This is a genomic window from Telluria sp. LT1R51-2 (assembly GCF_059685775.1).
Window position 1 is genome coordinate 846,081 of sequence record NZ_JCASIM010000001.1, and the last position, 26,561, is coordinate 872,641.

Annotated in this window: 22 protein-coding genes; 20 read left to right on the plus strand and 2 right to left on the minus strand. The window is 65.2% G+C overall.

The annotated features are described in order from the left end of the window. The first annotated feature begins 264 nt into the window (after nt 1–264). From AC56LH_RS03755 to AC56LH_RS03795, 9 genes are all read left to right on the plus strand, one after another. Nucleotides 265–2,259, plus strand: a complete 1,995-nt coding sequence (locus tag AC56LH_RS03755; protein WP_499644158.1) for a heparinase II/III family protein — start codon at nt 265–267, stop codon at nt 2,257–2,259. Between the two features lie 462 nt (nt 2,260–2,721). Continuing rightward, a complete protein-coding gene (galE, locus tag AC56LH_RS03760; RefSeq protein ID WP_499644160.1) occupies nt 2,722–3,720 on the plus strand; it encodes a UDP-glucose 4-epimerase GalE in 999 nt (332 codons plus the stop codon). Nucleotides 3,721–3,736: 16 nt separating this feature from the next. Beyond that, nucleotides 3,737–4,903: a nucleotidyltransferase family protein gene (locus AC56LH_RS03765; RefSeq protein WP_183550210.1), complete on the plus strand. Its 1,167-nt coding sequence runs from the start codon at nt 3,737–3,739 to the stop codon at nt 4,901–4,903. Beyond that, entirely contained in the window at nt 4,900–6,318 is a 1,419-nt protein-coding gene (locus AC56LH_RS03770) for a mannose-1-phosphate guanylyltransferase/mannose-6-phosphate isomerase (RefSeq protein ID WP_499644162.1), read from the plus strand. Before AC56LH_RS03765 ends, AC56LH_RS03770 begins: the two co-directional genes overlap by 4 nt. A 432-nt stretch (nt 6,319–6,750) precedes the next feature. Beyond that, nucleotides 6,751–9,729: an ExeM/NucH family extracellular endonuclease gene (locus AC56LH_RS03775; RefSeq protein WP_499644164.1), complete on the plus strand. Its 2,979-nt coding sequence runs from the start codon at nt 6,751–6,753 to the stop codon at nt 9,727–9,729. 12 nt (nt 9,730–9,741) lie between these two features. Then, nucleotides 9,742–10,344: an NF038129 family PEP-CTERM protein gene (locus AC56LH_RS03780; protein ID WP_499644166.1), complete on the plus strand. Its 603-nt coding sequence runs from the start codon at nt 9,742–9,744 to the stop codon at nt 10,342–10,344. 157 nt (nt 10,345–10,501) lie between these two features. Beyond that, complete coding sequence (locus tag AC56LH_RS03785) at nt 10,502–11,209, plus strand: winged helix-turn-helix domain-containing protein (RefSeq protein ID WP_499644168.1); 708 nt, start codon at nt 10,502–10,504, stop codon at nt 11,207–11,209. Then, the gene (locus tag AC56LH_RS03790) at nt 11,206–11,916 is read left to right on the plus strand and encodes a LuxR C-terminal-related transcriptional regulator (protein WP_499644169.1); all 711 of its coding nucleotides are present in this window, start codon (nt 11,206–11,208) and stop codon (nt 11,914–11,916) included. Before AC56LH_RS03785 ends, AC56LH_RS03790 begins: the two co-directional genes overlap by 4 nt. Before the next feature lie 119 nt (nt 11,917–12,035). Further along, a complete protein-coding gene (locus AC56LH_RS03795) occupies nt 12,036–12,446 on the plus strand; it encodes a hypothetical protein (protein ID WP_499644171.1) in 411 nt (136 codons plus the stop codon). A 176-nt stretch (nt 12,447–12,622) separates the two neighbouring features. Here AC56LH_RS03795 and AC56LH_RS03800 read toward each other — a convergent pair whose 3' ends face one another. Beyond that, the gene (locus AC56LH_RS03800; protein ID WP_499644173.1) at nt 12,623–15,763 is read right to left on the minus strand and encodes a S8 family serine peptidase; all 3,141 of its coding nucleotides are present in this window, start codon (nt 15,761–15,763) and stop codon (nt 12,623–12,625) included. A 31-nt stretch (nt 15,764–15,794) separates the two neighbouring features. After that, on the minus strand, nt 15,795–16,487 hold the full coding sequence (locus tag AC56LH_RS03805) for an NF038120 family PEP-CTERM protein (RefSeq protein WP_499648383.1): 693 nt from the start codon (nt 16,485–16,487) through the stop codon (nt 15,795–15,797). A gap of 460 nt (nt 16,488–16,947) precedes the next feature. Here AC56LH_RS03805 and gspG point away from each other — a divergent pair, with 460 nt between their 5' ends. The 11 genes from gspG to AC56LH_RS03860 all read left to right on the plus strand — a co-directional run bounded on the left by gspG (nt 16,948) and on the right by AC56LH_RS03860 (nt 26,487). Continuing rightward, nucleotides 16,948–17,385 carry a type II secretion system major pseudopilin GspG gene (gene gspG / locus AC56LH_RS03810; protein WP_499644175.1) on the plus strand — a complete coding sequence of 146 codons (438 nt, stop codon included), beginning with the start codon at nt 16,948–16,950 and terminating at the stop codon, nt 17,383–17,385. 86 nt (nt 17,386–17,471) lie between these two features. Further along, on the plus strand, nt 17,472–18,659 hold the full coding sequence (locus tag AC56LH_RS03815; RefSeq protein WP_499644177.1) for a type II secretion system F family protein: 1,188 nt from the start codon (nt 17,472–17,474) through the stop codon (nt 18,657–18,659). Beyond that, nucleotides 18,656–20,362 carry a GspE/PulE family protein gene (locus AC56LH_RS03820; RefSeq protein WP_499644179.1) on the plus strand — a complete coding sequence of 569 codons (1,707 nt, stop codon included), beginning with the start codon at nt 18,656–18,658 and terminating at the stop codon, nt 20,360–20,362. The genes AC56LH_RS03815 and AC56LH_RS03820 overlap by 4 nt, the downstream gene beginning before the upstream one ends. Next, nucleotides 20,355–21,164 (plus strand): hypothetical protein, encoded by an 810-nt coding sequence (locus AC56LH_RS03825; protein ID WP_499644181.1) that lies wholly within the window; start codon nt 20,355–20,357, stop codon nt 21,162–21,164. Before AC56LH_RS03820 ends, AC56LH_RS03825 begins: the two co-directional genes overlap by 8 nt. Next, on the plus strand, nt 21,161–21,706 hold the full coding sequence (locus tag AC56LH_RS03830) for a PilN domain-containing protein (protein WP_499644182.1): 546 nt from the start codon (nt 21,161–21,163) through the stop codon (nt 21,704–21,706). The genes AC56LH_RS03825 and AC56LH_RS03830 overlap by 4 nt, the downstream gene beginning before the upstream one ends. Then, nucleotides 21,703–22,278, plus strand: a complete 576-nt coding sequence (locus AC56LH_RS03835) for a hypothetical protein (protein ID WP_499644184.1) — start codon at nt 21,703–21,705, stop codon at nt 22,276–22,278. Before AC56LH_RS03830 ends, AC56LH_RS03835 begins: the two co-directional genes overlap by 4 nt. Continuing rightward, the gene (locus tag AC56LH_RS03840) at nt 22,275–22,820 is read left to right on the plus strand and encodes a hypothetical protein (RefSeq protein WP_499644186.1); all 546 of its coding nucleotides are present in this window, start codon (nt 22,275–22,277) and stop codon (nt 22,818–22,820) included. Before AC56LH_RS03835 ends, AC56LH_RS03840 begins: the two co-directional genes overlap by 4 nt. Continuing rightward, a complete protein-coding gene (locus AC56LH_RS03845) occupies nt 22,820–24,868 on the plus strand; it encodes a secretin GspD/PilQ domain-containing protein (protein WP_499644188.1) in 2,049 nt (682 codons plus the stop codon). Before AC56LH_RS03840 ends, AC56LH_RS03845 begins: the two co-directional genes overlap by 1 nt. A gap of 11 nt (nt 24,869–24,879) precedes the next feature. Then, the gene (locus AC56LH_RS03850) at nt 24,880–25,353 is read left to right on the plus strand and encodes a type II secretion system protein (protein ID WP_499644190.1); all 474 of its coding nucleotides are present in this window, start codon (nt 24,880–24,882) and stop codon (nt 25,351–25,353) included. 22 nt (nt 25,354–25,375) lie between these two features. Then, a complete protein-coding gene (locus AC56LH_RS03855; RefSeq protein ID WP_258836117.1) occupies nt 25,376–25,759 on the plus strand; it encodes a type II secretion system protein in 384 nt (127 codons plus the stop codon). Continuing rightward, nucleotides 25,753–26,487 carry a type II secretion system protein gene (locus AC56LH_RS03860; protein WP_499644192.1) on the plus strand — a complete coding sequence of 245 codons (735 nt, stop codon included), beginning with the start codon at nt 25,753–25,755 and terminating at the stop codon, nt 26,485–26,487. The genes AC56LH_RS03855 and AC56LH_RS03860 overlap by 7 nt, the downstream gene beginning before the upstream one ends. Nucleotides 26,488–26,561: the final 74 nt, after the last annotated feature.

A 26,561-nucleotide genomic window follows, 5' to 3' on the forward strand; every position in this document is an offset into this window, starting at 1 on the left:
TACTCAGGGGATGCCGCAGAATGCTGAACGCCGGCGCCCTTGCACCGCCAGGGAGGGCGTCGGCAGTCACTCTCGACAGGGTACAAGCCACGCCCCTGTGCCGGGCCAGGCTGGCACAGGTCGCGCGCCACGATCGATCAGGCAAATTCGATACACGACATGTACCGGCAGCGCTGCGCTCCACCCACGCACGTACGCCTGGCGGGGGAGGGGCGGGGACGGGCAACCGGTTGACAAAGCGGAGTTCTGCATGAAGGAAGCGTGATGAACGGAACAAACATGGTGCAGTTGGTGAACCGCTTGCGCTGCATGTCGGTGGCCGAAATGGGGTATCGGGTGCAGCAGGCAACCGCAATCCGGCTGGGACGCAGCACGGCCAGTCGTATGCAGCTGTCGCAGTCGCGGGCGGCGCCGCCGTCCGTGCCGGCGCTGACCCTGGGCGTGCGCGGCGCGCCGGAACTCGATCCAAGCGAGGTCGAGGCGCTGCTGCTGGACGCCGAACGCATCTGTGCTGGCCACGTCGTGCTGTTTGCCGATGGCCGCTTCGACGTCGGTGTGCCGACGGCATGGAACCGCGATCCCGACACTGGCGTGACTGCGCCGGCCGTGTACCGGGGCGACATCGCCATCACCGACCGCGAGCTGGTGGGCGACATCAAGCATGTCTGGGAACTGAACCGCCACCTGCACCTCGTGCGACTGGCGCAGGCCTGGGCACTCACCCGCGACGCGCGCTGGATGGATGCACTCGGACAGAATCTGCGCAGCTGGCTCGAACAATGCCCGCCGCTGACCGGCCCCAACTGGACCAGCTCGATGGAGCTGGGTATCCGGCTCATCAACTGGAGTCTGATCTGGCAATTGATCGGGGGCGAACGCAGCGCGCTGTTCGAGGGCGACGCCGGCCAGCGCCTGCGCGCCGACTGGCTCGGGAGCATCCACGCCCATTGCCGCACAATCGCGCGCCATCTGTCGCGCCATTCGTCAGCCAACAACCACCTGATCGGTGAACTGGCCGGCCTGTACATGGGCGCCGTCACCTGGCCATGCTGGAAAGCGTCGCGCGACTGGCAAACGTTGGCCCGGAACGAGCTGGAAATACAGGCACAGGCGCAATTCTCGCGCGATGGCGTCCACCGCGAGCAAGCGTTCGGCTATCACTTGTTTGTCTGCGAATTCCTGTTCGTGGCCGGCTTGCTGGCGCAGACCGGCGGCCACGGGCTGCAGCCATTTTCGCGCGCGTACTGGGGTAGTCTGCAGCGCGCGGTGCGTTTCCTGCGCTCGGTACGCGATGCGGGTGGCAATGTGCCGGCCGTGGGCGATGCCGACGATGGCTGCGCGTTTCGCCTGGACGCGTCGGGCATGGACCGCGCCGCGCAATTGCTGGCACTGGGCGAGACCGTGTTTGGCGGCCAGGCCGACAGTCACCCCGGCGTGCGCTGGCTGCTGCACACGCTGCCGGGCGGGCGGCCCGACTGCGATCCGTACGAGGCCGATTCGGCCTGGGCATTTCCCGACGGTGGCTACCTGCTGTTGGGCAACCACTTCGGCGAAGCGGACGAGATCAAGGGCTTGCTCGACTGTGGTCCGCTTGGCTATCTGGGCACGGCCGCCCACGGCCACGCCGATGCGCTGGCGCTCGCGCTGTCGGTGGCAGGTGAACCGTGCCTGGTCGATCCTGGCACCTATTCGTATGGCCAGGACGACAAATGGCGCGATTATTTTCGCGGTACGTCCAGCCACAATACGGTGCGCATCGATGGCCTGGATCAATCTGTCTCGGGCGGCCGTTTCATGTGGCTGCGCAAGGCGGTGGCCAGCATCGAGCGCATGCCGGCCTCGCCCCACGAGTTCGATTTTCGCGGCTCGCACGATGGTTATGCGCGCCTGGCCGATCCGGTTCGTCATGTGCGCAGTGTCCGCTTCGAGAGCGCCAGCAACACGCTGACCGTGCGCGACGAAGTGTCCGGCAAGAAGCCGCACAAGGTCGAGTTGTTCTGGCACTTCGCCCCTGGCCTCGACGTGCGCCTGACCAGTAATGGCCTGGCCGTGCGCGGCCGCCGCTTCGTGCTGCAGATGCAGGCCAGCGGCGAAGATCTGCACCTGGAGCTGGTGAAGGGCGCCGAAAACCCGCCCCTCGGCTGGTACTCGGCCACCTACCAGACGAAGGTGCCGTGCGATGTCTTGCGAATCTCGACCGTTTCGTCCGCTGTGCCGGTGGAATGCAGGTTCTCAATCACGTTCATCGACGAAAAATAGCGTGTCGCGCCAACTGTCGCAGGCTGCCAAGCCGGGTTGCCAACGTGCGACGGGGCAGAGCATTGAAGACCAGGCTGCCCGTACATACCAGCACGCGCGCGCGCTGTTTTTGCAAAAGTCTTGTAAAATAGATAAGCTTTGGAATGACGCTATGCAACAATATCGTTTCCCCGGGCGTAGAAGGGGACGATCTGCTCCTCAGCAGTAAGGCGCGCGCGTATTTTTGTTCGCTGCACAACAGCATATCGTGCGCGGGGTCAAGCGGATGTATCCTAGTCACGCTCTGGGTTTGATCGTCGCCGGCCAGTTTGTCCTGGCCTCACGGCCTGTGACGCGCAGGGTGTAGCAAAAAAAGCAAGAAATAGCAGTAGCACTGAGCAGTACTGAGCAGCATGCAGCAGCTGGCAACAACGTTATTGCAAAAAATAATTGATCACTCAAAGTGAAAGCAGAGAGCAATACATGAAAATTCTCGTTACTGGCGGCATTGGCTACATCGGCTCGCACACCGTCGTCGAACTGCAAAGCGCAGGTCACGACGTGGTGGTACTCGACAACCTGTCCAATGCCCAGTTGTCAGTGCGCGACAGGGTAGAGCGCATCAGCGGCAAGCCGTTCGCCTTTGTCGAAGCCGATATCCGTGACCGCGCAGCGATGGAAGCGGCATTTGCCGAACACAAGCCGGAAGCAGTCATTCACTTCGCCGGCCTGAAGGCGGTGGGTGAATCGGTAGCCGAGCCACTGCGTTACTACGACAACAATGTGTCGGGCAGCGTCGTGCTGTTCGAAACGATGGCCAAATTCGGCTGCAAGTCGCTCGTGTTTTCGTCCTCGGCCACCGTGTATGGCGATCCGGCATCAGTGCCGATCCGCGAAGATTTCCCGCTGTCGGCCACCAATCCATACGGCCGCAGCAAGCTGATGATCGAAGAGATCCTGCAAGACCTGGCCAAGGCTCAGCCCGACTGGCGCATTGCGCTGCTGCGCTACTTCAATCCGGTAGGCGCCCATGAGAGCGGCCTGATCGGCGAAGAGCCAAGCGGCATTCCCAACAACCTCGTGCCCTACATCGCCCAGGTTGCCAATGGCCAGCGCGAGAAACTGTCCGTCTTCGGCGGCGACTACAACACACCGGACGGCACCGGCCAGCGTGACTACATCCACGTCGTCGATCTGGCCATCGGCCACGTCAAGACCCTGGACCGTCTGGCCAAAGGCCCGGGCATCGTTGCCTACAACCTCGGTACGGGGCGAGGCAACAGCGTCCTGGAAATGATTCGCGCGTTCGAGGCGGCCAGTGGCCGCACGGTCGCCTACCAGATCGTCGACCGCCGCCCGGGTGACGTGGCGAAATGCTACGCCGATCCGGCCAAGGCACGCGATGAACTCGGCTGGACCGCCGAACGCGATGTCGCTCAGATGTGCGCCGATGTATGGCGCTACCAAACTACTGCTAAATAATTCAAAGGAACATCGAATGAAAGCCATGATTCTCGCCGCAGGCAAAGGGACGCGCGTGCGTCCACTCACCTACGATCTGCCAAAACCGATGATCCCGCTGCTGGGCCGGCCCGTGATGGCCTACCTGGTTGACCACCTCCGCAAAAACGGAATTTCCGAAATCATGGTCAACGTCAGCTGGCTGCATGAAAAAATCGAAGAGTACTTCGGTGAAGGCGAGCAGTTCGGCGTCCAGATCGGCTACTCGTTCGAGGGCTACACGAAAGACGACGGCGAAGTCGTGCCGATGCCGATCGGCTCGGCCGGCGGCATGAAGAAAATCCAGGAATTCGGCGGCTTCTTCGACGACACGACGGTCGTGCTGTGCGGCGACGCGCTGATCGACCTGGATCTGAAAGCAGCATTGATGGAACACCGCCGCAAGGGCGCGATGGCCACCGTCATCACCAAGGAAGTGCCATGGGACAAAGTCTCGTCGTACGGCGTGGTCGTGACCGATGAAGAAGGCCGCATCCAGGAATTCCAGGAAAAGCCAGCCGAAGCCGACGCCAAGTCCAACTTCATTTCGACCGGCATCTATATCTTCGAACCGGAAGTCATCGACCTGATCCCGTCGGGCGTCTCGTTCGACATCGGCTCGGACCTGTTCCCGCTGCTGGCCGAGCGCGGCCTGCCGTTCTACGCCCAGGGCCGTCCGTTCAACTGGCTCGACATCGGCACCATGAGCGACTACTGGGAAGTGCTGCAGACGGTCCTGACCGGCGAAGTGAACCACATGCACGTGCCCGGCATCCAGATCAAGCCGGGTCTCTGGGTTGGCCTGAACACCAGCATCGACTGGGAAGGCACGACGATCGAAGGCCCGGTGTACATCGGTTCCGGCTGCAAAATCGAAGCGGGCACGCGCATCGTGGGCCCGACCTGGATCGGCCACGGCAGCCATATCTGCGAAGGCGCCGAAGTCGTTCGCAGCGTGCTGTTTGAATACACGCGGGTGTTGCATGATGTAACATTAAATGAAATGATTGTCTTCAAGGAATACAGTGTCGACCGAAATGGCGAGATGAAGCACACTTCCGAGTATTCTTCCGAAGAGTGGCTCAATGCACGTGATCGCCGCACCTCGCGTCGCAAGGACACCCCGGACACCAACGAGTCAAAGAAAGAGAAAGTCAGCGCATGAAGATCTATCCAGTCATCCTTTCCGGCGGCGCCGGGACCCGTCTGTGGCCCCTGTCGCGTGCCGTTCTGCCAAAGCAGTTGCTGCCACTGGTTGCCGACAAAACCATGTTGCAGGACACTGCCTTGCGCGTGACGAACTGGCCTGGATTGATGGCGCCGCTGGTTGTCTGCGGCAATGATCACCGTTTCATGGTGGCAGAGCAGTTGCGCGAAGTGGGCATCACGCCGCTGGGCATCCTGCTCGAGCCAGTCGGCCGCAATACGGCGCCAGCCGTGGCGGCGGCTGCGCACCATCTGCAACAGATCGACCCGGAAGCCGTCATGCTGGTGCTGCCGGCCGATCACGTCATCGAAAACGTTGCTGCCTTCCGTGAAGCGGTCGAGCGCGCAACGCGCCTGGTCGCGGCCGGCAAGCTGGCCACGTTCGGCATCGTGCCGAAGACGCCGGAAACCGGCTACGGCTACATTCGCCGTGGCGAGCCGGTGGCTGATTGCAGCGATTGCTACAACGTGGCGCGCTTCGTCGAAAAGCCGGATGCCGCCACCGCCGAAGGCTTCGTTGCCGAAGGCACGTATTACTGGAACAGCGGCATGTTCATGTTCGGCGCCGCGCGCTACCTGCAGGAACTGCAGGAGCACGCGCCGGCGATCGCCGCTGCCGCTGACCAGGCCATGCACGCTGCCTACCGCGACCTCGATTTTTGCCGACTCGACGAAACTGCCTTCTCGGCATGCCCGTCCGATTCGATCGACTACGCGGTCATGGAGCACACGCGTGACGCTGCAGTCGTGCCGGCCGACATCGGCTGGAATGACGTCGGTTCGTGGTCAGCCCTGTGGGAAACCCAGCCGAAAGATACCAACGGCAATGCGCAGCGCGGCGACGTGTATCTCGATGGCGTGAAGAACTCGCTGGTGCGTGCCGAAAGCCGCATCGTGGCCGTCGTGGGTCTCGAAGACATCGTTGTCGTGGAAACCCAGGATGCCGTGCTGGTCACGAGCAAGAGCCAGGTGCAGCGCGTCAAGCAGGTGGTCGAACACCTGAAGTCGAAAGAGCGCACCGAGCACCTGCACCACACCAAGGTCTATCGTCCTTGGGGCCACTACGAAGGCATCGATGCGGGCGACCGTTTCCAGGTCAAGCGCATCACGGTCAAGCCGGGCGAGAAGCTGTCGTTGCAGATGCACCACCACCGCGCCGAGCATTGGGTCGTGGTGTCGGGCACGGCGCGCGTGACGTGCGGCGATACGGTCAGCCTGCTGTCCGAGAACGAATCGACGTACATCCCGATCGGCATGAACCACCGTCTGGAAAACCCGGGCAAACTGCCGCTGCACATCATTGAAGTGCAGTCGGGCAGCTACCTGGGCGAAGATGACATCGTGCGTTTCGAAGACATCTACAAGCGCGCGTAATTCATCAGGCCGCGCCACGCTCTGTGCTGTGCAAAGCACTGCAGACGTGGCGTTGGCAGCATGAGGATGAATGGCGGAGCGGTCGTATTGCCCGCCATTCTGACCACCCCGGCATCATCTGCAGTGGCGCCACGCGCCGCTGTACTTCCAGCTTCCATACGGCCGGTCCAACCCCGGTCAGGTCCGCGTTCTTCCCTGCGTGAATTTGGCCCGCGTTTATGCGGCCAGCGACCAGCCCTTCCCGATATTCCCGCGCTCGCACCTACTGCGCGTCATCACCTGAAGCAATAATTCCCGATTGTGTTGTATGCATGCTGAAGATTGGTTCCTTCGGACTAATACTGCGTCATCATGTTGTCAATTAGCGCATTTACTATGATTTTGTTAATGAATGCCGCAAGCATGCCTTGCATGACAACCAACAGGGAATCCATGACCACCTTTGCATCCTTCATGCCACGGCGTACGCTGCTGGCGACCTTGATTGCCGGCTTTGCCGCGACAGCTTCGGCTGCCCCTGGCGACGTCGTGATCAGCCAGCTGTATGCCCATTCGAACAATGCCGGCGGTCAGTGGAGCCACGACTTCGTCGAGCTGTTCAATCGCAGTTCCTCGCCGGTCAGCCTGGATGGCATGAGCCTGCAGTACCAGTCTGCGGCCGGCACCGCCTGGGGTTCGGTCACGCGCCTGCCGGCCGTGGAACTCAAGCCTGGTCAATACTTCCTGATGGTGGGTCGCACCGGCACCCAGGCCAACGCCATGCCGGTGGGCACGGGCGACGTGACCAGCGCCAGCTTCGACATGGCGGCAGGCGGCGGCAAGGTCGCGCTGTCCGGTATTGCGACGCAGATGCCGGCGGGCGAGGGCACGAACCTGATCGATCTGGTGGGCTTTGGCAGCGCCAACCGCGCCGAGGGCGCGCCCGCACCGGCCCCTTCGACCGTCAATTCGATCCAGCGCGCCGCGCTGGGTTGCCAGGATACCGACAACAACCGTGACGACTTTGCTGCCGCGCCCGTGACCGGCCCACGCAGCATGGGCTCGGCCATCCAGGCATGCGGCGGCCCGGTCGTGCAGCCGATCGTGCTGACCTGCCCGACGGCGGTCCAGGTCGCGCAGGGCAGCGGATCGTCGACGCTCCTGTCGGCCATCGACGGCGATGGCATCGTCAACAGCGCCAGCATCATCGGCGGCGCCCGTCCCGGCATCAGCCTGGTCGACTTCGCAGCGGCCGGCGCCGTTGGCGGCCGTGCCCAGGCGCAGCTCGTCATTGCCGATACGCTGGCCGCTGGCAGCTATCCGGTCCAGGTCCAGTTCGGCAATGTTGCCGGCGACGCCGAAACCTGCGCCATCAACGTCAATGTCGCCGGTGAACTGCGCATCCCGGCGATCCAGGGATCGGGTGCAGCCAGTCCGTATGTCGGCACGGTCCAGTCCACGCAAGGCGTGATCACGGCCAAGATCGGCAGCGGCTTCTTCATCCAGGACGCCGCCGGCGATGGCGACCCGTCGACGTCGGATGGCCTGTATGTCTTTGGCGCACCGACCGATGCGCCGATCGGCGAACTGGTGCGCGTGACCGGCACCATCATCGAATACCGCCCAACCGGCGCCAACCGCACCTACACCGAGTTCAGCAACGTCACCGGCGTGCAGCGCCTGGGTACCGGTCCGGCCGTTAAGCCAACCAATATCGTGTTGCCGAACGCCGATCTGGCCAGTGTCGAAGGCATGCTGGTGCGCTTCACGTCGCCACTGACCGTGAATGGCAACCGCAACGTCGGTGACCGTGGCGAGCTGATCCTGGCCAATGGCCGCCGCGAAAATCCGACCAACCGCTTCCCGCTCGGTTCGCCCGAAGCCCTGGCGCTGTACCAGGAGCACCAGGCCAACCAGATCGTGCTGGACGATGGCATCTTCGTTGCGCCGACCGTGATTCCATACCTGGCCGAAGACGGCACCGTGCGCGTCGGCGACACCGTCACCGACCTGACGGGCGTCATCGATTATGGCGCACTGGGCGGTGGCGGCGCCGGCTTCAAGCTGCAGCCGACCATGGCCCCGACCTTTGCCCGTACCAACGAGCGCACCGCGGGCCCATCCCTGCCAGCCGGCATCAAGGTCGGCAGCGCCAACGTGCTCAACTTCTTCACGACCTTCACCGACGGGCGCGACGCCTGGGGCCGCACCGGCCAGGGCTGCACCATTGGCAACTCGACGTCGGCTGGCAACTGCCGCGGTGCCGATAACTCGGCCGAGTTCATCCGCCAGCGCGACAAGATCATCAAGTCGCTGGCCGCGCTCGACGCCGACGTCGTGGGTCTGATGGAAATCCAGAACAACCGTGACATCGCGGTGGGCTACCTGGTCGAGCAGCTCAACGCCGCCACGGCGCCGGGCAAGTACGCCGTGGTGCCGCAGCCGGTTGCGCTCGGTACCGACGCGATCCGCGTGGCGATGATCTACAAACCGTCGGTCGTCTCGCTGGTGGGCGGTGCGCTGTCGGACGGCAACGCGATCAACAACCGCGCACCGATGGCCCAGACGTTCATGGCCAGCAATGGCGGCGGCAAGTTCTCGGTGGTCGTGAACCATCTGAAATCGAAGGGCGGTTGCAGCGGCGCCGGCGCCGGCGATACCGATCCGGGCAACGGCGCAGGCTGCTGGGACCGCACCCGCACTCAGCAAGCTCAGCGCTTGACGTCGTATTTCATCCCGCAGGTAATCGCGGCTGCTGGCGATCCTGACGTACTGGTCATTGGCGACCTGAACGCCTACGCCTTCGAAAGCCCGATCAACCACCTGACCGGCGTGGCCGGCATGGTCAACCTGCTCGAGCGTTTCGTGCGCCCGGACGCGATGCCGTACTCGTACGTGTTCGACGGCCTGTCGGGCTACCTCGACCACGCGCTGGCAAGCAGCTCGCTGGCTGCGCAAGTGGTGGGCGCCGCCGAATGGCACAGCAATGCCGATGAGCCGGAAACCATCGACTACAACCTGAACGATACCGCGCAGGATCCGTACCGTAACAACGCCTACCGTGCATCGGATCACGATCCACTGGTGGTGAGCCTGAACCTGACGCCGGCGTTCAGCGATGTCACCGCATCGGTCAGTGTCGACGTGGGCGGGTTTGCCATCAACCGCATCACCGGCAAGTACAGCGGCAAGGTCACGGTCACCAATACGAGTGCCACGGTGCTCACCGGCCCGCTGCATTTCGTCATGCAGGGCTTGCCAAGCGGCGTGACGCTGGACAACAGCAGCGGCATGCGGGGCGGCGCGCCTTATCTGACGCTGCCGCAAGCGAGCGTCGCACCCGGCGCCACCGTCACCTTCACGACCACGTTCACCAATAGCGCCAAACGGTCCATTACCTACACCCCGCAGCTGGTTTCCGGCGCACTCTGATCAGGAATCATCATGAACAATCTTTACGCTATGTTTCTTCGCGCCATGCTGGCGTTCTCGATCGCGGTCGGCGCGCCCGCCGCGCTGGCTGGTCCGCTGTACCGGGTCTCTCTTGACACGTCGTCGTTCGCCGGCAGCACCGGCTTTCTCGACCTGGGCTTCAACGGTGGCGGCGACATGGGGCAGTCAGTCGCCCGATTGAGCAACTTCAGCGGCAGCTTCCTCGGCGATGCCATGTATGCGGGTGACGCCAGCGGCACCGTGGCCACCGGGGCGGTACTGGGCAACAGCACGGGCGAAAATTTCTTCACCCAGGCAGTGACCTTCGGCGGGCTGTTCTCGTTCGACGTGGCGTTTGACATGGGCAACGAGCCGCTGGGTACGCTGTTCACCGTGGCGCTGCTCAACGACACGTTCGATGCCTACCTTGGCGCCGACGCCGAACTGTTCTCGATCGACATGATCGCAGGCATGATGGATAACGTTACCGTGAGCGCCCCGGGTCTGGTACAAGTGGCCCAGGTTGCCGAAGTTCCGGAACCGGGCGAATGGCTGCTGCTCGCCACCGGTCTGCTGCTGATCGTTGCAACCCGCCGGATGCAACAGCGCGGCTGACGCAGGTACTGCAGGTAAATCGGGCGCAGCCACCATCAGGTCGCTGCGCCCGATTTATTCTCCAAACATCTAAATACGATAAAGAAATTGTATTTATAAACAGCGGAACCTTGGGGCATAGTCATTGTATTGTCGTGTAGACATTACATATGCCACCATGTCAGTCCAGATTCTCGCTGTCGATCCCGATCCTGCCGTCCAGCAAATATTGAGACTCAATTTCGGCAATGCCGGCTACCTGGTCGAGTGTTGTCCGGATGCGGAACACGCGCTGCGGCGTCTGGCACTCGGCTTGCCGGAGCTGGTGCTGATCGAGTGGGAGTTGCCGGGCCAGAGCGGCGAGACGCTCGTGCGCCGCCTGCGCGCGCAGGCGAGCACGCGCGGACTGGGCCTGATCATGCTGACCGCGCGCGGCGCCGAGGCCGACAAGGTGCTCGCGCTGGAATCGGGCGCAGACGACTACGTCACCAAGCCGTTCAGCCCGCGTGAATTGCTGGCGCGCACACAATCGGTGCTGCGTCGCCTGGCGCCAGGCGGGGCTGCCGCGATGCGCGACGGCGGCCTGCACCTCGACCCGGACACGTTGCAGGTGAGCGCGGGCGGCCGCCCGATCATGCTTGGCCCGATCGAATTTCGCCTGCTGGCATTCCTGATGCGTCACCCCGAGCGCGTACATTCGCGGCCGCAATTGCTCGACCGGGTCTGGGGCCGCCATGCGGTGCTCGATGAACGAACCGTCGATACCCATGTGGGGCGCCTGCGCCAGGCGCTGGGCACGGACGGGCAGGGCGACCGTATCCAGACCGTGCGTGGTGCCGGTTACCGATTCACCACCGGCCTGCCGGCGCTGGCGAGCGCCGCATGACGATCCTCGACAAGCTCGAGCAGGAATACCTGTTGCGCACCATCGAATCGGGTGTCGGCCTGGTCGAACGGCGCCAGTTGTTCCTGTGGACACAGGGCGCATTCCAGGCGCTGCTGCCCCACGAGATCATGCTGTGCGTGACACTCGATGCGACGGGGGCAGTCGAGCATGTCGAGTGCCTGCATCGCACCGTGCTCGACCGCGCTGCGCTGGCACGGCTCAAGACCGATGTTGCGCCAGCCCTGGTAGCGCGCTGGCAGGTGGCGCGCAGCATGCCCACGGTGATCGATGCGAACGACATCGCCTTGCGCGCCACGGGCGTCGAGCATGTGCTCGTGCATGGCAGCGCGCAGCAGGGTGCTGCCGGCACGGTATTCGCGCTGCTGGGCATGCCATCGCGTCCGGATGCGCGCCAGGCCTATTTTCTGCAATTGCTGTTGCCGTATCTGCATCTGGGATTGCTGCGCATGCCGGTGGCTGCGAGCGCCGGGCCGGGCGCCGGGAATGCACCGGCCCGGCCCCTGAGCGGGCGCGAGCTGGCCGTGCTCGATGGCGTGCGTGCCGGGTGCAGCAACGACGAAGTCGCGCGCCAGCTCGGCATCAGTGCGCTGACCGTGAAGAACCATCTGCAGCGCAGCTACCGGGCGCTCGGGGTGGCCAACCGCGCGCATGCGGTGGCGCGTTGCCTGGCGCTGCGGCTGCTCTGACCAGCGCAATGGTCGGCTGCCGTGTTGCGCCCACGCCATGGTTAGCGAAGACAATTGCGGCCGGCGCAGCAGTTGCAATCTGCTTGACCGGAGCTCGATCGCGCGCGAAGATAGCTCCCATGAACAAACTCTTACTTTTGCTGCTCGTCAGCTGCGCCGCCTGCACGAACCAGGCCCAAGGTCCCGTCCGCGCTCAGGTCAAGGGTGAAACTTCCATCAGCACGGCGCCGGCCGACACACTGGCCGATATCCGGCGCCAGATCGGCACCCCGACCTGCAGAGACAATGCGCAGTGCCGCACGCTGCCGGTGGGCGCCGTGGCCTGTGGCGGCCCGCAGGAATACCTGCCGTACTCCACGCAAAAGAGCGATGCCGATGCGCTGCGCGTGCTGTCCGAACGCTCATACGCCGAAACCAAGGCCGCGCTCACGGCCAGTGGCATGGTATCGACCTGCATGCTGAAGGCCGATCCGGGTGCAGTGTGCGTGGCCGGCACCTGCCAGCTGGGCACGGGTTCCCCGATCATGTAATCCTTCATCGGGCGAATTGTCGGGTCGCCCGCAACGACAAAGCGCGCCGAGGCGCGCTTTGTCGTTTACTAATGCATTGTTTGCCACTGCATCGTTTACCACTGCATCGTTTTACCACTCGATCGTTCAATACCGGATCGTTGAACGCCCTGGCGTTGCAACGATCCGGCATCACCTTACCGGCCCAGATCCTTCTTGCGCGCGCCGGAAGGTGCACGTGGAATCGGGCTGTTGGTTTCCACCTGCAACAGCGTCGTCGAGGCAACCGCGCCGCTTGGTTCAAGCAGGCGAACGGCGCCCAGGAAGCGTTTGCCGGTTGGCAGACCCGACCAGCTGGTGGTGACCGTTGCCGTACCGCCGACGTACACCTGGCTTGGCACCAGCGCCTTGAAGTTGTAGGCGCGGTCGGCCGTGGTGACGACGCCGGCATGCAGGCCGAAACCGATCACGCCGCTGTTGACGGTGTCGTAGCCGAGGGCGCAGACCGTGTAGGTGCCGGCGCTTGGCGAGGTCAGCGTGACCACCTCGTCCGACGTGCCGTTGCCCGAATAGCCTACATCGGCATTCGCGCCGTTGAGCACGAGCAGGTCGAGGTCGTTCGCGCCTTCGCCCGTCATGTCACGGTCGAACAGTTCGAACTTCGCGGCCATCGCGTTGCCTGGAACCACAACCTTGGACACGAACACGCCCGGTGCAGCGGCCAGGCAGGCCTGGCGCATCGTTTCCCGGCTGGTGAAGATTGCCGGGCTGGCGGTGCCCACGGTGCCGGCAATGCGGTCGATTTCCTTCATGCCGCCGGCCGCCACGCCCATCTTGCCGGCAAACCCGGTGCTGATGGTAAGGGACTTGCCGCCGCTGGCGCGGTCGCTTTCCACGAGGGCAGGCGCCGAGATCAGGCGGCCCGAGCGGGCCACGATCGGGCTGCGCACGCGGTGGGTGCCGTCCGACCAGGTCAGCGAACCGAACTGCCACACATTTTCGGCGGCGTTGGTGCGGGTCAGTGTCACGGTGTACTGGCGCGTCTCGCCGGCCGGCACGGTCAGCGAGGTCGGGCTGACCGAGGCGCTAAAGCCCGTGATCGCCACCGTCGGCGTGTAGGTCGATGCACTGGCGCTGACATTCGTCACCGAGCGGGTGACGGTGACGGTGCCCAGAACATTGCCGACCGCGATCGACGGCAGGTTCAGGTTGTAGCCGGCGATGCTGCCGCCGCCACATTGCGCTGTGACGCCCGCGCCGCACATGTATTTGCGGTAATCGAGTTCGGTAATGTCATACACCAGGCCCGGATTGGCTGCCGCATTCGGGGTCACGTGGCCTGCACCCTGGCCGAACGGCAGACGGCCGCGCGTGTCGCCGGAAGCGATGGCATCGGGCGTGGTGTCGGTGGCGGTCGTCATCAGTGCCGATTTGATCATGGCTGGCGACCAGGTCGGATGCTGCTGGCGCAGCAGGGCGGCCAGGCCGGCCACGTGCGGGCTCGACATCGACGTGCCCTGGTACGACGCCCAGGCCAGCGGCACCGGCGCGAGCGTGCCGGTGAGCAGCGACGCGCGCTGCGCTTCGGTCATGTTCGGCGACACGCCGGCGATGACGTCCACACCGGGCGCGGTCAGGTCCGGCTTGAGCACGTTCGGGTCATAGCGGTTCGGGCCGCGCGACGAGAAGCTGGCCATCATCGGCGCCGGCACGCTCGACGTGCCGATCACGAAGGTCGAGATCGACGCGGTGGCGCCGGACGTTCCGGCATACGACTTGATGGCGGCGCCATCGGCTGGGTTGACGTGTACCGACGGGACCGCATGCACTTCGGCCACCAGGCCGGCGCCGTTATCGATCTGGACCATGCCGACACCACCGGCGTCCTGCACGGCCAGACTCTTGTCGACGCGCGCATTGCCGCCACGGGTACAGGTCACGATCTTGCCTGCCACCTTGGCCGGATCGAGTACGGCCTGGCCGCCGTTGGCGCTGGCGCTGTAGCACTGCGCCACCAGCGTCGCATTGGCGCCCGGCAGCGCGGCCGATTCGGCGGTGATGATGGATGCCGGACCCACGGCCTTGGAATTCATCGAGGCGCCGCGGAAGCTGGTGCCATTGCCCAGGGTGACGGTGGCCTGCAGTTCGCGGTTGTGGGTCGAGGCAGCGACCGTTGCCTGCCACGGGCTGATGTGGGCGACCGTGTTTGCCGGACCGCTGTTGCCGGCCGAAGCGGCCACGAACACGCCGGCGTTCGAGGCATTGAAGAACGCTTGCTCGACCGGGTCGATGATCGATTCACCGCCGCTGATCGAGAAATTGATGACGTGCACGCCGTCGACGACCGCTTTTTCAATGGCTGCCACGCTGTCGCCGGTGAAGCAGGCATTGCGCCGGCCACTGGCCTGGCCCGAATCGAGATAAGTCCAGCAGACCTTGTACGAAGCGATGCGCGCGCGTGGCGCCATGCCGCTCATCTCGCCGATGGCGACGCCGCCGACGACCGCGGTCGAACGGGCATTGCCGCCGGCCGTGGTGGAGGTATGGGTGCCGTGGCCGCCTTCGCCGGTGGTGCCGCCGATGGAATCGCGCGGCGACGAATTGAACTCGGTCCAGTGGCTCACCCGGTTGCTCGAGCGATAGCTGGCGTCGAAGTACTGGGCGCCGATCAGTTTGTTGTTGCAATCGGCGGCGGTAAAGCCTTCACCGGTCTGGCACGTGCCTTTCCAGCGCGACGGCGGCGCATCGTACACGATGGTGCCGCTGGTGGCGAAGGTCGGCTTGCCGTCGGCGTCCACACGATCGGCGTACGACGGATGCTCTGGCCAGATGCCGCCATCGACGATGCCGATGATGATGTCTTCGCCGGCGCCGCTCGGGCCGCCGAGCTGCGACCACAGGCCGCCCGGTTGATCCAGGCCGAGGAAGGTCGGGGTGTAGGTGGTGGCCAGCTCGCGCGGCACGTCCGGCGAGACCGTGACCACGTCCGTGCGCGCCATCAGGGTACGCACTTCGGCATCGGTCAGCATCGCGGCAAAGCCGTTCAGGACCACGCTGTACTCATGCAGCACCGGTGCGCTTGCCACGACGGCGCGCACAGCCGCCTGCTTGCGGGTCAGGTAGTTGTTGTAGAGCAGTACGTTCTGGGCTTCCAGGTTCAGGCGGTTGCCTGCGGTCGGCTGGGTGGCGGGCATGCCGGCGATTTCGCCGGTGTAGCCGGCGATCGGCTTGTCGGCCAGTTGAACGATATACGGGCGGCGCACGTCATCGGCCTGGACGGTGATCGTCAGGCTGGACAGGACCAGCAGTACTGCTGCGGATAATGGACGGAGTTTCATGGTGATTCGTTCCCGGAAAGCGTTGTGGGGATCAGGCGCGGATGGCGAGGCTGTTGCTGCGGCGGCGGCGTGCGCTGGCGGCCAGGCCGGCGATGCCGAGACCGAACAGCAGGGCGGTGGCCGGTTCAGGCACATCGGCGCTCGCGCCTGCTTCCAGGTTCAGGTTATCGATCGCAAACTGGCCCTGGTTGGTATTGAAGGCCGTGCAGTTGCCGGAGACATTGCACACGAAGCCGTAGAGGGCGACTTCCATGAATTCCAGTTGCGAGAAGGCACCGAAGTCGTAGCCGCCGAATTCGAATCCGGCGCTCGACGGGCCGTCAAGGGCCAGGTCGAGGAAGGACGAGGTGCCGTCGGCACGGAATCCCTGCGCGCGCAGCAGGCCCGATACCGCCGGGTAGCCGCCAAGCTCGGTCGTATTGCCGATGAAGCTTGCATCCAGCCCCAGCATGCGGAACGGGTTGCCGTCCTCGGCGGTGATCCAGACGACGCTGTCGTTGAATGCGCCGTAGTACATGCTCGAATTATTCACCGGGCACGCCATGTCGCAGGCCCATGGGTCGCTGCCATCGACAAATGCACCCACGCCGCTGCTGCCATCGGCGCCCGTTTTATTGGCATCGAAATACAGCGAGAAGCCCGATTCCTGATAGGTCTCGCCATGCGCGACAGCGCCATAACCGTTCTCGAAGCCGATGGTGGCTGCCTGGGCCGGTGCGGCCAGGACGGCAGCGCCGAGGGTAGCGCTGCATAACATTGCGAGGGTTTTGCCTAAGGTCGTTGGTGCCAGTCGCGCGTGCCGGATCATGATGTGCCTTTGTCGTTGAAATAGATCTTGCCCCGATACGGCAAGACCGGTAAAAGTGCAACTTGGTGTTGCGTTGTAAATAAATATATCAACGGAAATAATTAAAATGTAAAAATTTTTAACAGGAAAAATTTTTAGTTTTCGCAAAAGAACACAATTAAATTCGGTTCTTAGAGCGACCGATCTTTGTTTTCATGTTTTATGACGCCCGCATGAATTGTGGTGTTTTTGTAACGGGCAATGTTGAAGGTGGCGTTTGTTTCATGTCTACGGCTTTGACGTTGGGTGGCATCTCAAAACAAGAGTTGTCCTTCTGCTATACCGCGTGATACCGTTCACTGGTATTTTTTTCCAGAAGCACATGAGGAGTCGGTTGATGTTTTTTGCCATGAAACGGGGCGCCGCGCGTCGCAGCGCCGGGTTCACGTTGCTGGAGTTGCTGGTGGTGATCGTCATCATCGGTTTGCTTGCGGCCTATGTCGGCCCGAAATATTTTTCCCAGCTGGGCAAGTCCGAAGTCACCGCGGCCAAGGCGCAGATCGATGCGTTCGATAAAACGCTCGACACCTACCGGCTGGATGTTGGCCGCTATCCGACCACCGAAGAAGGGCTGGCCGCCCTGATGACGGCGCCGCCCAGCGCCGGCGTCAAATGGAATGGCCCGTACCTGAAAAAAGCCGTGCCACTCGACCCATGGGGCAATGCGTACCAGTACCGCACGCCCGGCGCCAAGGCCGAATACGAAGTGCTTTCGCTGGGCAAGGACGGCCAGCCCGGTGGCGCCGGCGAGAACGCCGACATCACGTCGAACTGAACGACGTTGTCCGCCTCTTTGTTCGCCTCTTTGTTCGCCTCATTGTTCGCCTTATTTTTCGTATCACCCACCTGACAGCGCCGCCCATGCAGTTCGCCGTTCGCACCCTCGCGCCCGACATGTCGATCGCCAACCTCGTCGTCGATGCGCTCGACGCGCAGGATGCGCGCCGCCAGATCGAGGCGCGCGGCCTGTTTGTCAGCGCGGTCGAACCGGCGCGCGGCGCGCGCCTGGCCAGTTCGCGCGGCGCCAAATTATCTCTGGTCCTGTTCAGCCAGGAACTGCTCGCGCTGCTCAATGCGGGCCTGGGCATCGTCGAAAGCCTCGAAGCCCTGCTGGAAAAGGAAAGCGCCGCGCCCACCCGCGCCGTGCTTGAACGCCTGCTCGGCGGCCTGCGCGAAGGCAAGCGCTTTTCTGCCGTGCTGGCGGCGCAGCCGGCGCTGTTCCCGCCGCTGTACATTGGCATCGTGCGCGCCGCCGAAGGCACCAGCGACCTGCCGCGCGCGCTGACGCGCTACATCGATTACCAGCAGCGCATCGACACCGTGCGCGCCAAGATCGTCAGCGCCTCGATCTATCCGGTGATTCTGCTGATGGTCGGTGGCGGTGTCTCGGGCTTTTTGATCGGGTATGTGGTGCCCAAATTTGCCGAGGTGTACCAGGGCGCCGGTCGCGACCTGCCATGGCTGTCGCAGCGGCTGCTCGACTGGGGCCAGTTTGCGTCCGGCCATGGGACCGCGATCCTGATCGGCGCCGTGCTTGTGGTGGCCAGCATCGTGGCCGGCATCCGCCACCTGCGCCGCAGCGGCGGCATGGGCCGGCTGCTGCGCCGCGTGCCGGGCATCGGCGAGCGGGCCCGCGTGTATGAACTCTCGCGCCTGTACCTGACGCTCGGCATGCTGACCGAAGGTGGCATCACAATCGTCGGCGCCATCGAGACCGTGCAGCAGATGGTCTCGCCGCACCTGGCAAAAAACCTGGCGGCGGCGCGCGCCGCGATCGAGTCGGGCGAGCCGATGTCGAACGCCTTCGAAGCGCATGGCCTGACCACGCCGATCTCGCTGCGCATGCTGCGCGTGGGTGAACGCACGGGCGAGATGGGGCCGATGCTGACCCAGTCGGCCGCGTTCTACGATGGCGAAATCGGGCGCTGGATCGACCGCTTCACGCGCACCTTCGAGCCACTGCTGATGGCGGCGATCGGCCTCGTCGTTGGCGCCATCGTCGTGCTGCTGTACATGCCGATCTTCGACCTGGCAGGAGACATGTCATGAACACGCACGCCGATACCGTGGCCACCGCGCCGTTCGATCCCGCCATCCTGGCGCAGGCCAGAGCCGCGGCTAATGTGTCACGCCGGGGCCTCGTGGCCGAGCTGGAAGCGCTGACCGGGCGCGATGCGCGTGAACTGGTGCAGGCCCTGGCCGCGCTGTTTGCGCTGCCGGTGATGGAAACGGGCGAGATGCTGCTACTGGCACCGGCGTTCGACCTGCTGCCGCTGGCGCAGGCGCTGTCGCGCCACTGCGCGCTGCTGCGCCACGCCGACGGGCGCCTGGTGGGCGTGGTGGCCGATCCGTTCGACCTCGACCTGCAGACGTGGCTCGGTGCCCAGGCCCGCGCCATGCCCAGCCGGCCGCTCGACCTGAGCCTGGCGCAGCAGGCCGACATCCAGGCCTACCTGTCCAAGCAGGAGGAATCAGCGCGCGCTGTCGATTCGCTCGTGGGCGGTGCTGCCGACGGCCGGCGCGACGGCAAGATCGGCACCGTGCTGTCGTTCGCCTCGGTGTCCGAAGCGGGCAGCCCCGCCGTCAAGCTGGTCAACTCCACGCTGTACGACGCGTTGAAAGCCGGCGCCTCGGACATCCACCTGGAAAGCACGGCCGGCGGCCTGGCCGTGAAATACCGTGTCGACGGCGTGCTCGATCACGCCACGACGGTGGGCGGTATCGAGCTGGCCGAGCACATCATCTCGCGCCTGAAGGTGCTGGCCGAACTCGATATCGCCGAGCGCCGCGTGCCGCAGGACGGGAGCTTTAGGGTCGAGGCGGCCGGGCGCGACATCGATTTGCGCGTGTCGATCATGCCGAGCATCCACGGCGAAGATGCGGTGATTCGTATTCTGGACAAGCGCGCGATGATCGAAGCCTACGGCTCCCTCACGCTCGAAGCGCTGGGGTTCGACGCGCCATCGCTCGTCACGCTGCGCCACCTGGCGCAGGAAGCCTACGGCATGCTCCTGGTAACGGGCCCCACTGGCTCGGGCAAGACCACGACGTTGTATGCGGCGCTGACCGAAATCCACAACGGCCGCGAAAAGATCATCACGATCGAAGACCCGGTGGAATACCAGCTGCCCGGCATCCTGCAAATCCCGGTCAACGAAAAGAAAGGCCTGACCTTTGCCAAGGGCCTGCGCTCGATCCTGCGGCACGACCCCGACAAGATCATGGTCGGCGAGATCCGCGACCGCGAGACCGCCGAAATCGCGGTGCAGTCGGCGCTGACCGGTCACCTGGTCCTGACGACCGTCCACGCCAATAACGTGTTCGACGTGTTCGGGCGCTTCACGCACATGGGCATCGATCCATATGCGTTCGTCTCGGCCCTGAACGGCATCTGGGCCCAGCGCCTGATCCGCATGAACTGCCCGCGCTGCGGCGAGCGGCACGACCCGACCGATCTCGAGCTGGCCTCGGTACACCTCGAGCGCGCCGAGGTGGGCGATTACCTGTTCATGCGAGGCAAGGGCTGCGGCGATTGCCGCGGCACCGGCTACAAGGGCCGCCGTTCGATCGCCGAAATCCTGACCCTGAACGACGAGATCCGCGAACTGATCGTCGACAAGCAGCCGATCCGCCGCATCAAGGCCGCGGCTCACGCCAATGGCACGCGCAGCCTGCGCCTGGCCGCGCTTGACCTGGTGCGGCGCGGCGCCACCACCATCGATGAAATCAAGCGGGTGACGCTGCATGCGTAAGCACCTTGGACACACTCTGCGCCTGGGCATTGCCAGCGATGGCCTGGCTCTGGTCAGGGTCAACCGCCTGTTCGGCCGCGCGCCCGTGCTGCTGGCCGAGCAGCGGCTCGACCTGTTCGCGCCCGATGCGCTGGCCACGGGCCTCTCCGCGCTGTTTGCCGACCATGCGCCTGGCGGCTGGACGGTGAGTGTCGTGCTGGCCGATGAATTGATCCGCCTGTGGCAGGTCACGCCGCCGCAAGGCGCCACGCGCACGGGCGACCTTGAAGGGGTGGCTGCGCTGCGCTTCCAGCACCTGTTCGGGGCCCCGCCTGCCGAGTGGGTGATCCGCGCCGACTGGGATGCGGCCAAGCCGTTCCTGGCCAGCGCCGCGCCGCGCAATCTGCTCGATGGCTTGCAGCTGGCTGCCGAGACGCACCACTTTCACCTGGTCGACATCCGGCCGCAGTTCGTCGCCGCACTCAATCAGTGGCGCCAGGCGCGCAGGGCAGGGGCGTGGTTCGGCCAGGTGCATGGCGGCGTGCTGTCGCTTGCGGCGTATGACGGCGCGGTGTTGATGGCCGTGCGCAGCAGCCCGATCCCGGCCGGCGCCGATCGCGACTGGCTGGAAGCGCACGTGGCGCGCGAAGCGCTGCGCGTGGGCGTGGGACGGCCCGAGCGGCTGCAACTGTGCGGCGCCGCGCCGGCCGCCTGGGGCAGCAGCCCGGGGCGCCTGAAGTTCGCCTGCAGCCTGCTCGAACAGAACGCCGGCGACGGCTGGTCCGACCTGGCGCGCCTGGCGCGTACGGGAGCGCCCGCGTGAAGCGCACCCGCATCGATTTCGCCCCGCCGGGCCTGCGCCGCACGCTGTTTCGCACGCCGCCGCGCCTGATCTTCATGCTGCCTGCCGTGCTGGCGATGTGCGTGCCGGCAGGCTTCATGACCCAGCGTTACGTCGAGCAGCAGCAGGAACTGACCGACTTGCAGGCGGCGTTGGCCGTGCGCAGTGCGCCGCCGCCCGTCGTGGTGGCGGCCGCGCCGAAGGTGGCCCTGGCGCCGGCACAGGTCACCGCCGTCAACGCCGCCGTGCAGCAACTGAATCTGCCATGGCGCGACCTGGCGGCGGCGCTGGCCGACGCCACCCCGGCTTCGATTGCGCTGCTGGCGCTGGAGCCCGACGCCAAGCGGCGCACGCTGCGCATCAGCGCCGAGGCCAAGAACAGCGACGACATGCTGGCCTACATCACGCGCCTGCAGGCCGAGGAATGGTTCACGAGTGTGGTGCTGATGCGCCATGAAGTGATGCAGGAAGACCCGAACCGGCCGCTGCGCTTCCAGGTCAGCGTGCAATGGGGGACGCCATGACGCTCGCGACCCTGCTACTGCGCGCGCGCCTGCTGCTCGCGCGCGTCAATCCGCTGGTGGCGCTGGTCGTGGCGCTGCTCGTGGCCGGCGCCGCCGTGCAGGTCGCGCTGGTGCCGGCGCGCGCCCGGCTCGAGGCAGACTACGACGCGGCGCGCCGCCTTGCACGCACGCCGTTGCCACCGCGCCCGGCACCAAGCGCGCCGCCACCGAGCAGCGACCAGAACCTGGCGCAGTTTTACGCGACGCTGGGCGATGCGCGCAGCGTTGAGCGCCAGTTGAAAGCGGTGTTCGCACTGGCCGCCCGCCATGGCTTGACGCTGGAGCAGGGCGAGTACCGCACCACCGTTGACCGCAACGCCCGGCTGGTCGCCTATCAGATCAACCTGCCCGTCAAGGGCAGTTACGCGGCAATCTGGCAGTTCGCGATGGACGTGTTGCGCGCGGTGCCGCATGCCTCGCTCGACGACGTGGCGTTTCGCCGCGACGCGATCGGCGCAGCGGGCGTCGATGCGCGGCTGCGCCTGACGTTCTATCTCGCCGAGCGCAGCGCAGCACCGGGAGAAGCGCGATGAAGCCCCGTCACATCGCCATGGGTGGTGCGCTGGCGCTGGCCGCCGGCCTGGTCGTGTTTGGCGACACCACCCCTGACAACACGCTGGCCGAACCGGCCGAGCGCGTGGCCAAGACGGCCGCCACCGCGCCCGCGCGCAGCACGGCCGCGGTGGTCGTCAAGCCGGTCGCGGACACCGCGATCGTGCGCCTGGTCCCGCGCGACGAGTTGATCGGCGCCGACGGCGATCGCTTCGGCGAGGGCGAGCAGGCCCTGTTCGCGCGCCACGACTGGACGCCGCCACCGCCGCCGCCATCGAACGTGCCACCGCCGCCATCGCCGCCGCCCGTGGCGCCACCGCTGCCGTTCAAGTACATCGGCAAGTCGCTCCAGGACGGCGTGTGGGAAATCTACCTGGCCCGCAACGACCGCACCTATCTCGTGCGCGACGGCGCGACGATCGACGGCGCCTACCGCGTCGACGCGATCCGTCCGCCCACGCTGACCCTGACTTACCTGCCGCTGGACCAGGTCCAGCAGCTCAATATTGGAGTATTCGATTGATGGCTCGTTCGCCGATGCGGGGTTTGACCCTGCTGCTGTTGCCGTTTCTTCTCGCGGGTTGCGCGGCGCAGCGCGCCTACCAGGAGGGCAACGCACTGGTGGCCCAGGACAAGGTTGGCGCCGGCCTGGCCAAGTACCAGGAGGCGCTGGCCTCCGACCCTGGCAATCCCGAATACAAGGCGGCGTACCTGCGCGCGCGCGACGGCGCCGTCGTGCGCATCGTGGACGCGGCCGACCGCGCGCTGGCCGCCGGCCAGATCGACGTGGCCAGCAGCGAATACCGGCGCGTGCAGACCATCGATCCGGGCAACGACCGCGCCCGCGCTGGCCTGCGCCAGGTGGAGGCGGACCGGCGTCATGCGGCCGCACTGATCGAGGCGCGCGCCGCGTTCGAGAAGGACGATATCGACACCGCGCGCAACAAGCTTGCAGCCGTGCTGACCGAGCGTCCGGCGCACGAGGCGGCGCGCCTGCTGCTGCTGGAGATCGACGAAAAAGCCGCTGCTGCGCCATCCGGCCCGGCAGCGCTGGCGGCCAGCTACCGCAAGCCCATCAGCCTCGAATTTCGGGATGCCCCGCTCAAGCAGGTGTTCGAGATCATCGCGCGCCACTCGGGCCTGAACTTCATCTTCGACAAGGACGTCAAGGCCGATACCCGCACCTCGATCTTCCTGAAGAACAGCACCGTCGAAGCGGCCGTGTACTACCTCTTGATGACGAACCAGCTCGAGCGCCAGGTCATGGACGGCAACACGATCCTGATCTATCCGAACGTCGCGGCCAAGCTGCGCGAGTACCAGGAGATGACGGTCAAGACGTTCTTCCTGGCGAACGCCGACGCCAAGTCCATCGCCAACACGTTCAAGACGATCCTCAAGAGCCGCGACGTGGTGGTCGACGAAAAACTGAACCTGGTGATCCTGCGCGACAACCCGGAAGCGATCCGCATCGCCACGCAGCTGGTGGCGCTGCAGGACGTGCCGGAGCCGGAAGTGATGCTCGATGTCGAGGTGCTGGAGATCAACCGCAGCAGCGTGATGGACCTGGGGATCAACTGGCCGACATCGCTGGGGTTCTCGCCACTGACGTCGTTCGACGGCAATGTGCTGACCATCGACCAGCTGCGTGGCCTGAACAGCAGCACGATCACGACGGGCCCGATCAGCGCCACGCTCAACGCCAGCAAGACCGACGGCGACACGACGACGCTGGCCAACCCGCGCATCCGCGTGCGCAACAAGGAAAAGGCCAAGATCGTCATTGGCGACAAGATCCCGAATATCTCGGCGACGGTGTCGTCGGGGATCGGCGGCTTTGCGTCCGATAACATCACCTACCTGGACGTGGGCCTGACGCTGAACGTCGAGCCGACGATTTACCTGAACAACGAGGTGGCGATCCGCGTCAACCTCGAGGTCAGCACGCTGGGCGAGCGCGTCGAGACCCGCAACGGCACGGTGGCCTACCGCATCGGCAGCCGCTCGGCGACCACCATGCTGCAACTGAAGGATGGCGAGAACCAGGTGCTCGCTGGCCTGATCAGCAATGAAGACCGCAGCAGCGGCACCAAGGTGCCGGGCGTGGGCGACCTGCCGATCGTTGGCCGCCTGTTCGGCAGCCAGACCGACAGCAACGGACGCACCGAGATCCTGCTGTCGATCACGCCGCGCATCGTGCGCGCGGTGCAGCGCCCGCCAGCATCGGCATCCGAATTCGGCGCCGGCACCGAGTCAAGCTTCCGCCGCCGGCCCGACAATGCCGTGCGCGCACCGGTAGCGCTGCCGGCGACGGGCGCGCGGCCCGCCGTGCCAGCCCTGGCGCTGCCGGCGACCGTCACGACGCCGGTCGCGCCGCCGCCAGCACAGGAACCCGCGACGTCGTTCTCGGTGCCGCCATCGGCCTTGCCGGCCACGCCGCAACTGGGTTCGCCGCCATCGGCGCCGCCGGGCCAGCCGGTGGCAGTGCCTGAATCTGCATCTGCACCGGAGGCCGAGGCGCAGCCGGCCGCCTACCCGCCCGGCGTGACGCCGCCTGTGCCGCAGCGATGACGCAGCCGGGCATGCGCGCGCGGCACGGCTTCACGCTGATCGAGCTGCTCGTCACGCTCGCGATCCTGGCCTTGCTCGGCACCCTGGTGCTGCCGGTGGCCGAAGTGACGGTGCAGCGCCGCGACGAGCAGGAACTGCGGCGCGGCCTGCGCGAGATCCGCGCCGGCCTGGATGCGTACAAGAAGGCCGCCGATGAAGGCCGCGTGGCCAAGGCCGCCGACGCCAGCGGCTATCCGGCGCGGCTGGAATTGCTGGTGCAGGGCGTGCCCGACCTGCGCAGTCCCAAACAGACAAAGATCTATTTCATGCGACGACTGCCGCGCGACCCGTTCACGCCGGAGCGCGATCTCGATGACGCCGCCACCTGGGGCAAGCGCAGTTATGCGAGCGAGCCGGATCAACCGCAGGAAGGCGACGATGTCTATGATGTGTATTCGCGCTCCACGCGGGTGGGGTTGAACGGCATCCCCTACAACAAATGGTGAGCACGAGGTGAGCACAATGCGCATGCACGCAGATGGAAAAGGCCGCGGCTTCACGCTGATCGAACTGCTGGTCGTGCTGGGGATCATCGCGCTGCTGCTGACGGTGGCGCTGCCGCGCTTTTTCCCCAGCATCGACAGCGCGAAAGAGACGATCCTTGCCGATAACCTGCGCAACACGCGCCAGGTGGTCGATCAATACCGCTCCGATACGGGCCGCTATCCCGAATCGCTCGAGCAGCTGGTGGAGGCACGCTACCTGCGTGAAATCCCGCTCGACCCGGTCACCGAGGCGCGTGACACGTGGATCCTCGAAGCGCCGCACGAAGGCGAGCAGGGCGGCTTTGCCAACCTGCGCAGCGGGGCGCCTGGCAACGACCGGCGCGGCCGGCCCTATCTGGAATGGTAGTTCGGGCAGGGATACGCCGCGGGCGCCAGGCCGGGTTCACCTATCTGGGCCTGATCATCTTTGTCACCATCATCGGTCTGGTGGGCGCCGCCACGCTCAAGATCGGCGCACTGCTGCAACGGGCGGCGGCCGAAGAAGAACTGCTGGACATCGGCGCCGCCTTCAGCGCAGCGCTCGACAGCTACGCGGCCGCCACACCGCAAGGCGCCTCGCCGTACCCGCCATCGCTCAAGGAATTGCTGAAGGACCCGCGCGTGCCGGGCGTGCGCCGGCACCTGCGCAAGATCTTCGTCGATCCGCTGACGGGCAAGGCCGAGTGGGGCGTGTTGTATCTGGGGGACGGCACGACGGGCGTGGTTGCTGTGCATAGCCTGTCGACGGCCAGGCCGCTGAAGGTCGCCAATTTTGATAGCCGGTTTGCGGGCCTGGACAATGCGGACACGATTTCGGCGTGGCGGTTCAAGGCGCGCGATCCGGCACTGGGGCAGGCGCCTGGGCAGATGCAGCCGCAGCCGCAGCCGCGGCCTGGTGCACCAGCGGCGCGGGCTGCGCCGACGACGCAACCGGTGCCGCCCGGCTTGCCTCCGGCAGAGCCGGCAGATTTGCCGCCGGCGGAGACTGCCGAAGAAGTGGAACCTGCACCGGAACCCGCACCGGCGAATGCACCGGAGACTGCGCCCGAACCGCAAGCGCAGCCCGAGCCGGAAACGTTACCCGAGGACCGGTAGGTGTAGATGAACGATGAAGCCTGCCACAAGCTAACCAAAAGTCGAATCTAAAAATAGATTAAAGTCTTTTAAAA